Genomic DNA, 14,964 nt, shown 5'->3' on the forward strand with positions numbered 1-14,964 from the left:
GCAGTTTCTACCGGTCATGTTATCGATACCATATTCGAACCGGTCCAGATTGGCGAGTAGGAATGGGTGTTTCACCGATCACCGTCAGTTTGATTTTTCGAACCCGAATACCAAGTCCAGACTATCAAGTGTTGGGAGGCGCTCCGTCATGTCGTTCTTTGAGATCTCCGATCCCGCCTTTGGCCGGTTTGTGATGGGCAATGCCCCGGTCAAGCAATTGGCAACCGGTTTCGATTGGGTGGAAGGACCTGTCTGGTTTGGCGATCTGGATTGCCTGCTGTTTTCCGACATCCCCAACAATCGTATCCTGCGCTGGACGGCGGATGGCAGTCTCACCACCTTTCGTGCACCCTCCAACTTTGCCAATGGCCATGCCCGAGACAGGCAAGGGCGCTTGGTCAGTTGTGAACACCGTACACGGCGCGTGACCCGCACTGAGTATGACGGCACGATCACAGTGATTGCTGACAGCTTTGAGGGTAAGCGTCTCAATTCACCCAACGATGTAATTGTGGCTTCCGATGGGGCGATCTGGTTCAGCGATCCGCATTACGGTATCGCCACCGATTATGAAGGCACGAAAAGCGAGCAGGAATTGCCCTGCAATGTCTACCGTGTCGATCCATCCGGGGCGATTTCTGCCGTGTTGACCGATTTCAACTGCCCAAACGGACTAGCCTTCAGCCCGGATGAAAAACGGCTTTACGTGGCCGATACCGGCCGTATGCATAGCAGCGATCCGCAGCATATTCGGGTGTTCGATGTCGATGACGGATGGAAGCTAACCGGCGGCAACGTGTTTCATGTGATCGACAAGGGCTGTGCCGACGGCATGCGGCTTGATAGCGACGGCAATCTCTGGTCCTCGGCTGCCGATGGCGTCCACTGTATCGCCCCGGACGGTCATTTGATGGGCAAGATCCTGGTTCCGGAAACGGTCTCCAATCTCTGCTTCGGCGGGCGTGGCAAGCATCGATTGTTCATAACCGCAACAACCAGTCTCTATGCAATTTCCCTGAACCGGAACGGTGCAGCCTGACAGGATCTGTCAAGCAAAGGTCAGGCCGACCATTTGTTTTTCACGCCAAGGCTTTCGATTGCAGCAATAGCCATAGCGATCCCGTCTTCTGCCCGCATGCGTTGACCAAGGTCTGCTGCGTGACGGCGCATATCGTCACCGTCGGCAGAGATAATTGCCGAGGCTAAGGCATCTGAGGTCAAGGCAGCACGGTCCAGTGCTGGCGGAGCAACGCCGAGTTTTTCAAGGCGACTGCCCCAAAATGGCTGATCGCCAAAGAATGGCACAACCACCGAGGCAATGCCAGCACGTGCCGCAGCGGTCGTCGTGCCAGCGCCGCCGTGGTGAACCGCCAGCGCCATTCTCGGAAACAGCCAGTCATGCGGCGCTCGGTCAATCCGGAAGATATTGCCCCCGGCCTCGCTATCCGCGCCATTGAGGCCGCCCCAGCCACTGGCAAGCACAATGCGTTTGCCCGTCTTGCGTACCGCTTGCAACACGATATCGGTGAAGCGGCCTCCATCCGGCCCAACCATGCTGCCGAAGCCGACATAGACGGGTGGTGGCCCGCCTTTTAGAAAATTTGTCAAATCATCCGGTGCGACCCATGTCGAGCCTTCCTGTAATTGCCAGGGGCCGGTGACCCGGACATTGGAGGGGAGCGAGGCGGGCGGCTCGACCAGTGTCGGGCTATAGGCAAACAGCCGCAAATGCGAACGGGGTTTATAGGTATAGGGACCGCGCCATGGATAAGGCGGCAGCCGAAGGGCCGGACGCACCACCTCATTATAGGCGGGGCGCAAAATATGCCAGATCAGCATCTGCGTGGCATGACCGAGAGCCACATTGATTGGTCCCGGCAAGCTCCTCGCCCAATCCGGCAGCGGCAGAAGCGGTGGTTGCCGCGACGGTAGGGTGGGAACCAATTGCGTTTCCGCGACAGGCAGGCCCAGATATTCGCCAAGGGCTGCGGCGAGATGGAACACCATACCATTGCCAATCAGCAGATCGGCACCCTCCGTTGCCCTAAGGCCTTGGGCCGGCCAACTGGCGGCCATGGTTTTCAGCTTCCGCCGCGCTGCCTTGGCAATAGCAAGCGGTGAAAGGCCCTGGGACATCGCAGTCCGGTCGGTGCGCATCCAATCGAGGAAATCGCCACGCAAGGGGGCGAATTCCAAGCCGTGATTGGTGACGAGATCGGCGCATTGCGGATCGGTGGCAATTCTGACCTTGTGACCGGCCTGTTTTAACCCAACGCCAAGAGCAACCAGCGGGCGCACATCGCCTTCGGTGCCAATCGTGAATATGACGATCTGCATGGTTTACTCATTCACCAGATAATGATGCCTGACATTGGCACCCGACATTGGACACATTCTAAAGCGGCTATTGGGCAAATCACCCAATGCACCATGCAAGTTTGGAGTTGCAATGTGCCAACGCCAGCGACTTGGCACTGCAACACGTCAGTAGTTCAGCCCGACTCCCCCTATCAAGCCTAAGAGGACTTTAGTCAGCAACTATGACATCAGGCTCGGCTGGGCATGGCCATTGTGGCTTTTCGTCCGTCGCCCGACTGAAAACGGTCGGTCTGGATCAATCCAAGCATGATTGCCTTGACGACGGCCTGGGTACGGTTGACGGCTTCCAGCTTCCGCTTGACCGACTCCATGTAAAATTCGACCGATTTTTCGGAAATGCCGAGGATCTTGGCAATTTCCCATGATGACTTGCCTTTGGAAACCCAGATCACGGTTTCCTTTTCCCGTGCCGACAGGAAGGACCGACGGCGGCGATAGCTGCCGATCAGATGCTCTTCCATGACAACTGGCAGCGCGCAGGAATGAAAGAATTGCGAGATAATGTGAATAAGATGCGCTTCCGGCGGGCTGTCCTGGAATTTTTCGTCGGGGATAACAGTCATGATCGCCAGTTCGCCATGGCGGGACATGAGAGGCACGGTCAGCCCGTTGGCGATGCCACGCTTTGCAGCCTCTTCGATCATGCCACGTTCTTCTTCCGTCAGCTTATCGCGATCGATGGCATCGCTCCACTTGAACGGGGTCTTGCGAGAGAGAGACATTCCAACGATGGGATCGCAATAGACATACCGCTCTGATGCGTATCGCTCCACCCATTCCTCTGGATAGTTGCTGATGCCGAATGTATGGCGGGTCTCATTCGTGGCATTGAGCACAGGGGTTTGAAGGATATGATAGGAAAAATACTTGTAACCCAGTGATTTTATACTGGATTCCATTACTGCTTTCATCTCCGCGGCAGAGGTGGCGGCATTGAGGCGCATAATAAAGCGATCGAGAGGATCTACGGTCTTATGTTTGATGTCATGCATGAAATAAAACTCCAAATCGTCACTTCGTGAAATTTTTAAGGCCGGGCATCCAGGATCGGGAATTGGGAGGACTGGAAAGCCCGCAAATATAAAATTCAGAAAATGCTGTTTTAATATTGGAAAATAAATGTATCTATTGGTGGTGCTTGAAAATGTGTTGTATTATGCGTCATGTTGCAGTGTAGCATTTACAAGCAAGGGGTCAATGTCAATTTGAAATTGAAACGGGTCAATTTCAATGGAAATAAAATCTGAACATTGACGCCTGCCACGCCCGTATGGTGCGTTTACGATTGGCGACTGCCCCAGATCAGGTCAGTTTTACGCGCGCAAATTTCGTGTTTGTGGTCTGTTGTGGCACGAGCCGTGCTGTGACTCTAGGCGTTTTTAGGGGTGAATTCGCTTGTTGCAACGCAAAATCATCCAAGAAATATAATGTATTACAGCATCCTCTGTGCGGTTTATAAAACGTGCGGCTCTGTCAGAGGTAGCCATAAATGCCTGCCACCAATTCCGGCGCCAGCCTTGCCGCGTTCGGCTTGCGAATATGCTCAGGCATTTGACCGCCTTGAGCATATTCACCGAAGCCGTCGGCAGAGTTTGCCCTGCCGACTCTCGTGAGGACTTTTGCTTATGCCGTTGTTTCAAGCGCCAGCAGGTCGTCCAGGGTCTGGCGCCTGCGAATCAGCCGATGGTTATCCCCCTCGACCAGCACCTCCGGAGCATAGAGCCTGCTATTATAGTTAGATGACATCGATGCGCCATAGGCGCCGGTGTCGTGAAAGACCATGTAGTCGCCCGTTTGCGCTTGCGGCAAGTCGCGTTTTTCGATTGTCCCGAATTCGCCCTGGGTGAAGACATCGCCGGATTCGCAAAGCGGTCCTGCCACCACTGTCGGCACCAGCACGTCGCTGCGCGGTGCGCTATTATTCGCGGCGGGCAAGACGGAAATGCCGTGATAGCTGCCATACATCGCCGGGCGGGCCAGATCGCTGAACCCGGCATCGACAAGGATGAAATGATTGTTGCCCATGGTTTTGGTGGCGCGGACCTCGGCCAGCAGCACGCCTGAATCCGCCGTCAGGAACCGGCCCGGCTCGATTTCGAGCCGGATCTTGTGGCGCAGATATTCCTCGATCTGTTTGCGGGCGCTATCCCAAAGCGCGAAATAATGGACGGTATCAATTTCTTCCTCGCCGTCCTTATAGGGGATGGATAGTCCGCCACCCGCTGAAATCGCCTCGATATCGGCGCCAAGCTCGCAGCAGAACGTTACCATGGCTCCGCAGACCCGTTGCAGATGCCGGTAATCGACACCGGAGCCGATATGCATATGCAGGCCGACCAGCGTCAGCGAGTAGCGCCGCACGGCGGCCAGCGCCTCGCGCAATTGCTCGAACCAGATGCCATGCTTGCTGTTTTCGCCGCCGGTATTGGTCTTGTTGCTATGGCCGTGGCCGAAGCCGGGATTGATGCGCAGCCAGACGCGATGCCCCGGAGAGCGTGCGCCAAGTTGATGCAGCATATCGATGGAGCCAGCATTGACCTCGATTTTGTCAGTGACAACCCGATCCAGTGTGCTGCGATCAAACACATCGGCGGTGAAGACGATGTGGGCAACGCCGGAGGCCTGACCCGCGCCATAGCCCGCCCGTCTGGCCCGCTCGATTTCACCTAGCGTCACGGCATCGACGACCACCCCGGCTTCACGCATCTGCCGCAGGATATGGGTGTTGGAGCAAGCCTTTTGGGCAAAGCGAATGACATCGAAGGATGACAATTGCGCTATACGGGCGCGGATCGTGTCTGCATCATAGACCCAGACCGGTGTTCCGTAGGTTTGCGCAAGCGTGGTGAGTGTGTCGTTTGAAAGGCGTGTCATGGTGTATGGATCGATCCGGGTTCAAAAATCGGGCGGCACATTTGAGCGCGACATGGGGCGCCTATGTGGATAAAGGCAGGCTAACGATGGCGCGCGCGTGACATATGGCAAAAATACCGGCGAAGCGCTACAGGCGCCCCGCCGGTCTTTTGTCAGTTTCAATCAATTGAGAGAGCACGTGGAAGCGGCTTTTACCGTGCGGCTTGCGCGAGCGCTTGTTCCAGATCGGCAATGATCGCCTTTGCTTCATGCAGTCCGACATTGAGGCGGATGGTCCGGTCGCTGACGCCGAAGCGGGCAAAGACATTGGTTTCCGGCGAAATGCTGAGCGCCGCCTTGGCAGGCACCACAAGGCTTTCCGGCCCGCCCCAGCTGACCCCGATCCGCACCAGTTGCAAGGCATCGACAAACGCCGCGACATCGATGTCATCGGTGACTTCGAATGAAAACAATCCGCCAAAGCCCGTCAATGTGTTGCGGCCCGGATGATCGCTGAAGACTGGGTGCATGACCCGTCCTACGGCTTGGCTGGCCTTCAACCAATGGGCGACCTCGAGACCCGCTTCATGGTGGTGGCGCATGCGGAACGGCAGTGTTTCCAGATTGCGCAGCACCAGCCAGGCTTCGAAGGGCGAAAGTTTGGCGCCGGTATAGGGAAAGATTTCGCCATTGATCCGGGCGATATGCTGCTTCGATCCGGTGACGAGACCGGCGACCGTATCGCTCTGGCCTCCCAGATATTTCGAGGCAGCATGGATGACAAGATCAATCCCGGCGGCAATCGGCTTCTGATAGAGCGGTGTTGCCCAGGAATTGTCGATAATGGTCAACACACCATGACGCTGTGCCGCAGCAGCAACCGCGACCAAATCCTGAAGCTCGAATACCATAGAGGTCGGGCTTTCGAGATAGGCGAGTTTTGCACCCGGCAGGGCGGCAATCAGGCTTTCGGTATCCGTGCCGTCGATATAATCGACGAGAACACCAAAGCGTTTCAACACTTTTTCAAAAAACCGGAACGCATCGCTATAGACATGGCGGACGGTGACGATCCGGTCGCCCGGATTGACGAAGGCGAGAATGGTCGCGGCAATCGCGCCCATGCCACTGGAAAAAGCCCGTGCAGCCTCTGCGCCTTCCATCTCGGCGATCCTTTGCTCAAGGATCTGGACGGTTGGGTTGTCGCCGCGTGAATAGATCGGCTTGTGGGAGCGCCCGGCAAACACATCTTCCAATTCAGCATAGCTGTCGAACAGAAACAGCGATGTCTGATAGATCGGCGGCACGGCGGCATCGAAGGGGTCGTGACCGGTAAAACCGGCAGGGGGCGGAACCGGAATGGTTTTCGCGGCTGGGTCGAATCGTGGTGTCTCGTTCATGACAAACCTCTTGTCTCGGGATGGAGCGCGGACAGGCCGGAAAGTGGGCCGTCACTGGTAGGAAGTATGGTCGCCCATTCGCGGCGGGCGACGACAATGCCGAGAGCCGCGGTCAGCACCGCAGCGGCGGCAGGCGCAATTGCAACGCCGATAAAGCCGAGCCAGGCCGGTAAAAGCATAAGCAGCGGGATCAGCATGTAGCCATTCGGTGCCAGCCCCATGATGGCTGAAAGGCCAGCCCGTCCGCGCGATTGCAGCATGACCAGAAGGACGGATTGGAAGGCTGCCAGCGGAAAAACCGGAAACAGCAGACGAAGACAGGCGGCGGTTTGCGCGGCAACCTCAGGGCTTGCGGTGAACAGCCGGGCGATGGGTCCGGCTGCGACCAGCAAGAGCGTGGAGTAGCAGAGAGCAACGGGAATGGTGACCATCAGCATGAAGCGAATGGTGGCCTTGATCCGCTGGTCATCACCCAGCCCCACGGCATGGCTGACGACGCTTTGCGCGCCGAGGCAGAAGCCGAAAACCGGCAACTGCCCGAAGGCGATCAGCCGGATGGCAATGGCAATGGCGGCAACGCCTGTTTCACCGCCGCTTTGGCTTGCCTGACGCAACAGCACCATGAAGCCGAGGCCGGTGACGATGCTGGTGGCGCAGGCCGGTATGCCGATGCTGGAGATCGGCTTCAGCAGGTGCCAGCGGATCAGGCTCAGATCAATTCTGACATTGCCCCGCTTGCGGTAGAAATAAACGGCATAGGCCAGAAGAGCGGCAACCGTCGATACCATGGTGGCAATGGCCGCGCCCGCTTCCCGAAAATCGAGCAGGAAAATGAACACCGGATCAAGCGCGATGTTGAGGGCGAAGCTGGCGATCAACACCGCCATCGAGAAACGGGAATTGCCCTCGGCAATGGCAATGAAATCGCAGATCGCCTGCAACATGCCGAGCGTTACGCCAAAGGCGATCAGCCGTCCATAGATCAGGCCCGAGGCGATAAGGTCGCCTTCACCGCCCACCGCCTGCACGAAAGCGGGCAAGGCAAGATAAATCAGCGTGGATAGCACGATGCCCATCGGCACGGCGGCAACCAGCGCCGTTACCGCCACCGAGGACGCGGCCTTCACATCGCCCTGACCGAGTGAGCGCGCCAGAAGCGTCGCAAGCCCGATGCCCAAGCCTTCCGTTGCAGCGCTAACCAGCAGGAACAGCGGCAGCACGAGGCTGACGCCTGCCAGCGCCTGCGGCCCCAATGCGCCAATGAACATGGCGTTGACGGCGTGGTGGGCGGCGCTGGCCGTCAGCCCTGCCACGGCGGGCAGGGCAACAGTCATCACCAGCCGTTTGATGCGCGGATCGTTGAGATCCGCCGCCATTTTCGTCGTTGAAGACGTCATTACAGGCTGCCTCGCGCCAAGGAACCTGGAACGTTAAGACCATTCTTATCGAGCAGACCAGTCAGGTCCGGCGAAAGTAGCTGGTCGGCAAAGAAACGTTCGCGCAGCAGCATGACCAGCAGGGCCTTTTTATGGGAAAACTGCACATGCTTGATCTTGGCAAAGCCAGAGCGATCGAGATTGCGGATCTGCTGGTGATGATGGTGGATGGGTTCGCCGACGATGCGCCGTGTGCGCGGGTCCGCGAGGAACATGTAGTGCATCAGCGAGGGCAGCCAGGCGCTGACATAGGGTTTGCCGCGAAATGCATCCTCGCCGATTGCCACATGCCAGCCCCGGTCATGGCTATCAGCATCGTAATGCGGGCCGAGCCGGTCTTCCTTGGCCCAGTAAAGCTCGAAATAGCCGAAAGGCACGTTGTCGAACGTGCCGATCAGCGGCAAGGTGCGGGGGTCGGCAAGCCGGTTTTCGAGAAAGTCACGATGTTGGGAAAGCGTGCCATTGTCCTCCCAGATCGCGGCGACGCGGGGATCGTTCATCCAACGGTGGAAATGTGGCAGATCCGCTTCAGGTGAGGCGACGTGAAAACCGAGCACCTTGTCCAGCCACGGAATGAAGCGGCTATAGACCGGCCCAACCGGCTTTGGCGGGCGCATGGGATGCAAGATGCCATTGGTCATCACGGGAATATCGGGATAGGCAGGCGGGACGTGGCCGAGCCAGAGCGCTGGTTGCTGGAAAAAGCCCTGGCCTTTTGAGAACCAGCCGCTCTCTGTGGGGAGTAGCATGCCGCAAGCGGCAAAGTGGGTGCCATCCACCCCTTCCGGCAGATCCACGGCAAGCGTATGTATTTCCGGGTGGCAGGTCAGAATTGCCTCAATGAGGGCACCAAGCGTGGGTTCGCCTTGGGCCTGCCAAGACAGGTTCTGGTCGGTGGAGAGTGCTTCCACGATCAGCCGGGGCGTGTCTGACCAGGTAATGCGTCCATGAGCAATGACAGCGCCGTCCCATTCGACGCGCACGTCATCTCCATTGGGAAAAACAATCAAAGATTGTAAATTATTTAAGGAATAACCGCGGAAGCCATCTGCGGGAAGGCGCAGGCCGGAGCAAGGCGTGCCGGTGTTTGATTGCACGGTTGCGAGAGAGGCGTCCATATCTATGTCTCCGTTTGCGTGGTGGCCAAGCCTGCAGGGACATGGATCATGCCCGCTATAAAATAATGCCACTTGCAGCAAGACGAATGAGTGCATCCCGAATTCACATGTATCGTGAAATTTAATTTTCAAAAATTTTCTTCTGAATTTTGCAGCCTGTCATTCGTCATCAAGCCAATAGATTTGCCGGAAGATGTTTCGAAAAATGAGCAATAAAAAATCTATGTTTCTCTAATGTTGTTTTGAAAATAGATCAGAAAATTATTGAAGTAGAAAATTATAAATAAAAATTCAGATGAAAACTGAAAAAGCACGAGGCTCTGGAAGCAATGACAATTCATGATCGGGCAACGACGGCCGCATCAATCGCCAAAACCGGATTCAATGAGGGGCACGCATGGCCCTTATCATCGCAGCAATCGCGGATCTGGCTTTTGTCGCAGGCGGGGCATGAGGCGGTCTATGGACGCCAGTCAATCGGCTTTCGCTTCGCGCCTGTTGGGGGTGATCGAATACGCGTTATAGTTGATTTTCTGATGCATCGTCATCCCTTGCTGACCCGTCGCTTTGAAGTGCGGGCGGGCGGGACCGTTTATCAGTTGCTGGGCCAAAATGCCGTGCCAGTTGTTGAGCGTGAGCTTGCAAAGGGTGAGGAGCTGGAGACTGTATTAAGGGAGGTTTCTGCCGCCTATTCCGACAGAGTGCTTGATCTGGAAACGGATGCCGCCGCTCAATTTACGCTGTTTACGGCAGGCGGACGGTTGATTGGCGCTCTGTTGTCATTGCATCCTCTGATTGGTGACCGGGCGGCCCTGGACCGGTTGGCCGTCGATTTCCTCTATGGGCTTGATCGACAGGTTGATTTAGGGCGTCAAGATGCGGGTTTGTTTGATGTCGGGCAGTGGCTGACTGAACGTGCCGCAATCGCCCAGACATCAGATGCCGACACCGATTTCTGGTTTGAGCGCTTAGCTGCGCAGGAGACGGTGGCGATGCTGCCATCCCAGGCTCCAGCGGCAGGCGTGACAAGTTCTGATCAGCAGGCATGGCGCGAAAAACTCGTCGAGGTCGGGTGCTCTGCCTCTACTTCCGTGGCGGATGTGACACATGACAGCCTTGCGGCGCTGGCCATTGTACTGCGTCGCTATAGCGGCTGCGGTGCCCAGCGGATCGGGCTGGTAACGCGGCAAGCCGATTGCCCGGTTGCGACCCGCACAGAAGATCTGTTGCTCGTCACCAGCGAGATCGACGGTCGGTTGGCTCTCAGTGCAGTGCGCGAGCGGCTGGTCGAGGGTGTTGCCACCGCGCTGTCCCACCATTTGCCGTTCGAAGCGCTGACGAATGCCCTGGCGCGGCGTGATGATGGATTCGAGGCGGCCAGCCTTGTTGCAACCGTGCTGGATGTGCGGCCCGCCCTGCAACTGGAGGCCCAGGTTCTGGCCGGTCAGCCGGTTGCCGTTCTGGTGGAGCCGCCTGCGCGGCGCGATGCTGGCCTGGTGGTTACCGTTTCCGGCCTGGATACGGAGAGATTGGCGATCCGGCTGGGCTACGATCCGAAAAGCCATAGTGATGCAATGATCGAGCGGTTCGCCCGCGATCTTAGCCTAGCGTTCGAGGCCCTGCGGGGTCAGCCGGAACAGTTGGTCAGCGCGATTGTTTTCATGCCGGTTGAAGAACTGGAGCGACTGTCAGCGCCCTATCCCGATCAGCCGGAGATTGATGACGGCACGCCGATCCATCAGGTGATTTCGGCGCAAGCGCAGCGCAGACCTGAAGCTTTCGCGGTGGCCCAGGGCGATACGTCGATTACTCATGGTGCGCTGGAGGCCGCCGCCAATCGGCTCGCTCATCGGCTTGTTGCCATGGGGATCGGCCCGGAAGACCGGGTCGCCGTGGCGCTGAACAAATCCATTGACGCGATTATCGCCATTCTGGCGGTGTTGAAGGCCGGTGGCGCTTTTACCCCGGTCGAGCCGGATCATCCCGAGGCCCGCAATCGTCATATCCTGAGCGCGCCGGGGCTGGCGCTGGTGATCTCGCGCAGCCGGTACATCACCGATCTGCCGCGTGATATCGGTACGCCGATCCTTAATCTCGACAAGCTCGATCTATCCTCGGAAAGCACCGAGCCGCCGGTCATCGCCATTGCACCGGCCCAGCTTGCCTATGTGATCTACACCTCCGGCTCCACCGGCATCCCGAAGGGTGTTGCCGTTGAGCATGGTCCGTTGGCGCATCATTGCAAGGCGACGCTGCGCATCTATGAAATGGATGAGAATTCCTGCGAATATCCGGTCCTGCCCTTTACCTCGGATGGTGGCCATGAACGCTGGATGGTGCCGTTGATGGCGGGAGGCGGCGTGGTGCTGACGGCGGATAAGCTGGCGACGCCGGAAGATGCTTTCGCGCTGATGCGCAGGCACGGCGTCAACAATGCCAGCCTGCCGACCAGCTATGTCAGAGGCCTTGCTGAATATGCGGCGGAAAAGGGCGGGATACCGCAGTTGCGGCTCTATTCCTTCGGCGGCGAAGCGCTGTCTCAGGCGGTTTTCGATCTGCTGACTGATAATCTCAAGGCGCAGATGCTGATCAACGGCTATGGGCCGACCGAAACCATCATGACGCCGATGGTGTGGAAAATTCCGGCGGGAACGCGGTTTGAGGGTACGGTTGCACCGATTGGCCGGGGTGTCGGCGACCGCCGAATCTATGTGCTGGACAGCGATCTGGTGCCAGTGCCGGTCGGGGTGATCGGCGAGATCCATATCGGCGGCAGCGGCATTGCTCGTGGCTATCTCGGCCAACCGGAGCTGACGGCGGAGCGTTTCATCGATGATCCGTTTTCCATCCATGGCGGACGGATGTACAAGTCCGGCGATCTGGGCCGCTGGCGTGAAGATGGCACGGTAGAGTTTGCCGGCCGGGTCGATCACCAGATCAAATTGCGTGGCTATCGCATTGAGCCGGGCGAAATCGAGGCGGTGTTGCGCGCTGATCCGAATGTGTCGGAAGCCGTGGTGCTGCTGCATCAGGATAGCGGACGCAGCGCGCTGATCGCCTATGTGGTGGCCCGGGAAGATGAGGACGTGAACGTCAACGATCTTCGCCGCGCCGCCGTCACCGCCCTGCCGGATTACATGGTGCCGCAGCATATCATGGTGCTGGATGCGTTGCCGATGGGACCGAACAGCAAGCTCGACCGCAGCGCTTTGCCGCTGCCGAAGCTGCAACGTGATATCGTTCCACCTGCCAATGGCAAGGAATCCGCCATTCTGGAGGTCTGGAAACAGATCCTCGATATCACCGAACTCAGCGTGACCGAAAACTTCTTCGATGTCGGCGGCCAGTCGCTGGCGGCAGTGCGGATCGTCTCGCGGCTGAAAATGCAGCATCCGAAATGGCCGCTGACTATTGCCGATATGTTCAACTATCCAACGGTGCGGGATCTGGCGCTGGCGATGGACGAAAACCGGCAGGAGGACAAGGTCGGGGCGATCTATCTGCGCCGCGACGGCGACCGTCCGGTGCTCTATTGCTTCCCGGGTCTTTTGGTCAGCACCCGTGAATATATGCGATTGGTGGATTATCTCGGGCCGAACCAGCCGGCCACCGGCTTCGTCTGCTATTCGCTGACCGAAACGCCAGCGCTCAGCACCAGGGTTGAGGATATTACCGCCCGCTACGCTGAAGCGGTGCGCAGCCAGGCCAAGGGGCGGCCTTGCGCCTTTCTTGGCTGGTCCTGGGGTGGGCTTCTTGCCTATGAGGCAGCGCAGCAGCTCGGCAATGACGTCGATCTTCGGATGATCGGCATGGTCGATGTCTGCGACATGGGCGATGAATTTGCCATTGGCGTCTGGCCGCATTTCGAGCCTGGCGTGCGTGAGCGTACCCATGACGCCGTGCAACGCTGGCTGAAAGTGGCACCAATGCGCGAGGCTTGGCTGACGCTGATGGCGGCGATGGATGCCGAGGTTTACGAGCAATTCCTGCATCATATCGTCAAGCATAACGTGCCGCTGCCTATGGATGGGCCGGATATCGGCTCGGAAGAGCATATTTTCTGGGTTCTGCTCGATAACGCGATGATTTTCCGCAATTATCAGCTGAAAACCTCGCAGTTCCGCATCCATGCGTTTTCGGCTGAAGATTCGGTGACGCGGGGTCTCAGCGTTATCGACTGGCGACGCTATTCGCCCAATGCCACCGCTTGCGAATTGGTGACTGGTACCAACCATCTGTCGATTATCGGCAAGTCCCGTTTCCATCAGCGCTTTGCCCGGCGGCTGGATCTCGCGATTCAAGGCAAGTCGTAATCCGCTCTTAGTTTCCTTCCCTTTTGTTTTCAAACTCAGTCTGGAGTGCAATCATGACATCCCACGTGCTCGATCTGGCGGGAGCCGGTATTGGTCCGTTCAATCTCAGCCTTGCCGCGCAGCTGGATTCGATCCCGGCGGTTACGGCGCAATTTTTTGACAGCCGCCCGGCGTTTTCCTGGCATCCGGGCATGATGCTGCCAGGTGCGGATATGCAGACCTCATTCCTGAAAGATCTGGTGACAGGGACCAATCCGACCAGCCCCTGGAGTTTCCTGTCCTACCTGGTGCGCCACAAGCGTTTCTACCAGTTTTTGAATGCTGAATATGAGGCGGTGCCGCGCAAGGAATTTGCCGATTATCTCGGCTGGGTGGCCCGTGGCCTGCCATCGCTGTCCTTTGGTCAAACGGTGCGCCAGGTCGATGCGGCGGATCGGCTGTTGTCCATTGATGTGGATGGCACCCGCGTTCTGGCCCGCACCCTGGCGGTTGGCATCGGCAAGAAACCATCCCTGCCGGATTGGGCCGAAGGCCTGCCGAAATCGATGATCTTCCACAGCAGCGAAGCGACCGCGCGGCTTGGTGATATCAAGGCACGCAGGGTGGCCGTGATTGGCGGCGGTCAGAGTGGCGCCGAGATCGTCGATGCACTGCTCGACCTGAAAAGCGTGGCTTCGATCCACTGGATCAGCCGCAGGCCGAATTTCGAGCCGCTCGATGCGACGCCCTTCACCAATGAACTGTTCACCCCGGCCTATATGGATCGTTTCCATGGTCTGGCCGAGGACCTGCGCATCACCCATACCCGCCGCCAGCTTCTGGCCAGTGACGGTGTTTCGCCTTCGACCCTGAAGAAGCTCTATCGCCGACTGTATGAGCGGCAACTGGAAACAGCAGGCATGGATGACGGCATGATGTTGCGTCCGCACCGCGACGTCATCGCCGCCAAGCGCAATGGGGCGACAATCGAACTCACCATGCGCAATGGTTTTGACGACGCAATCGAGACGGTTGAGGTTGATATGATTGTCGCTGCCACCGGCTATCGCTTCGAATTGCCGGAATTCCTGCGCTCGTTTGAAGGCCGGATCGAGTACAACAGCCTTGGGGAACCTGTGCTCAATCGTGATTTTTCGCTCAAGTGGGATGGACCGGAGGAAAACCGGATTTTCGTGCTGAATGCCGGGCGTCATAGCCACGGAATTGCCGAGCCTCAGCTCAGTCTGGCGGCCTGGAGAAGTGCCGTTATCGTCAATGCCATGCTTGGCCATGACTATTTCGATCTGTCGCAGCCGCAACCACTGGTGCAATGGGAAAGCCAGGGAAGGGTGTCCGAAATGTCTTCCCATATGGGAGAGGCGGCAGAATAAAGTATCCTGGCGAAAACTGGATACTGGTTTTCGGCCCCTCGGCTGCGAACAAAACCCTATGGCGTCGTGCCGATTTCAATGTTCAGCACGATGCT

The 14,964-nt window shown here is 57.7% G+C and carries 9 protein-coding genes; 3 read left to right on the plus strand and 6 right to left on the minus strand.

From position 1 onward, the window contains the following. The first annotated feature begins 148 nt into the window (after positions 1–148). Positions 149–1,039, plus strand: a complete 891-nt coding sequence (locus G6L01_RS21240; RefSeq protein ID WP_070165537.1) for an SMP-30/gluconolactonase/LRE family protein — start codon at positions 149–151, stop codon at positions 1,037–1,039. A 20-nt stretch (positions 1,040–1,059) separates the two neighbouring features. On the opposite strand, the gene G6L01_RS21245 is transcribed toward G6L01_RS21240, so the two are convergent. From G6L01_RS21245 to G6L01_RS21270, 6 genes are all read right to left on the minus strand, one after another. Next, positions 1,060–2,337 carry a glycosyltransferase gene (locus G6L01_RS21245; RefSeq protein ID WP_070165539.1) on the minus strand — a complete coding sequence of 426 codons (1,278 nt, stop codon included), beginning with the start codon at positions 2,335–2,337 and terminating at the stop codon, positions 1,060–1,062. A gap of 209 nt (positions 2,338–2,546) precedes the next feature. After that, positions 2,547–3,278, minus strand: a complete 732-nt coding sequence (locus G6L01_RS21250; RefSeq protein WP_174089302.1) for a helix-turn-helix transcriptional regulator — start codon at positions 3,276–3,278, stop codon at positions 2,547–2,549. A 724-nt stretch (positions 3,279–4,002) separates the two neighbouring features. Continuing rightward, entirely contained in the window at positions 4,003–5,253 is a 1,251-nt protein-coding gene (lysA, locus tag G6L01_RS21255) for a diaminopimelate decarboxylase (protein ID WP_070165543.1), read from the minus strand. Positions 5,254–5,444: 191 nt separating this feature from the next. Then, the gene (locus G6L01_RS21260; RefSeq protein ID WP_070165544.1) at positions 5,445–6,632 is read right to left on the minus strand and encodes a PLP-dependent transferase; all 1,188 of its coding nucleotides are present in this window, start codon (positions 6,630–6,632) and stop codon (positions 5,445–5,447) included. Then, a complete protein-coding gene (locus G6L01_RS21265) occupies positions 6,629–8,029 on the minus strand; it encodes an MATE family efflux transporter (RefSeq protein ID WP_070165545.1) in 1,401 nt (466 codons plus the stop codon). The genes G6L01_RS21260 and G6L01_RS21265 overlap by 4 nt, the downstream gene beginning before the upstream one ends. After that, positions 8,029–9,051 carry a GNAT family N-acetyltransferase gene (locus tag G6L01_RS21270; protein WP_337692715.1) on the minus strand — a complete coding sequence of 341 codons (1,023 nt, stop codon included), beginning with the start codon at positions 9,049–9,051 and terminating at the stop codon, positions 8,029–8,031. The genes G6L01_RS21265 and G6L01_RS21270 overlap by 1 nt, the downstream gene beginning before the upstream one ends. Before the next feature lie 464 nt (positions 9,052–9,515). Here G6L01_RS21270 and G6L01_RS21275 point away from each other — a divergent pair, with 464 nt between their 5' ends. Both G6L01_RS21275 and G6L01_RS21280 read left to right on the plus strand, forming a co-directional pair. Continuing rightward, positions 9,516–13,499: a non-ribosomal peptide synthetase gene (locus G6L01_RS21275; protein ID WP_070165549.1), complete on the plus strand. Its 3,984-nt coding sequence runs from the start codon at positions 9,516–9,518 to the stop codon at positions 13,497–13,499. Positions 13,500–13,552: 53 nt separating this feature from the next. Beyond that, positions 13,553–14,869 carry a lysine N(6)-hydroxylase/L-ornithine N(5)-oxygenase family protein gene (locus G6L01_RS21280; protein ID WP_070165552.1) on the plus strand — a complete coding sequence of 439 codons (1,317 nt, stop codon included), beginning with the start codon at positions 13,553–13,555 and terminating at the stop codon, positions 14,867–14,869. The last annotated feature ends 95 nt before the right edge of the window (positions 14,870–14,964 follow it).

This window comes from Agrobacterium vitis (genome assembly GCF_013337045.2).
GTDB lineage: Bacteria > Pseudomonadota > Alphaproteobacteria > Rhizobiales > Rhizobiaceae > Allorhizobium > Allorhizobium vitis_B.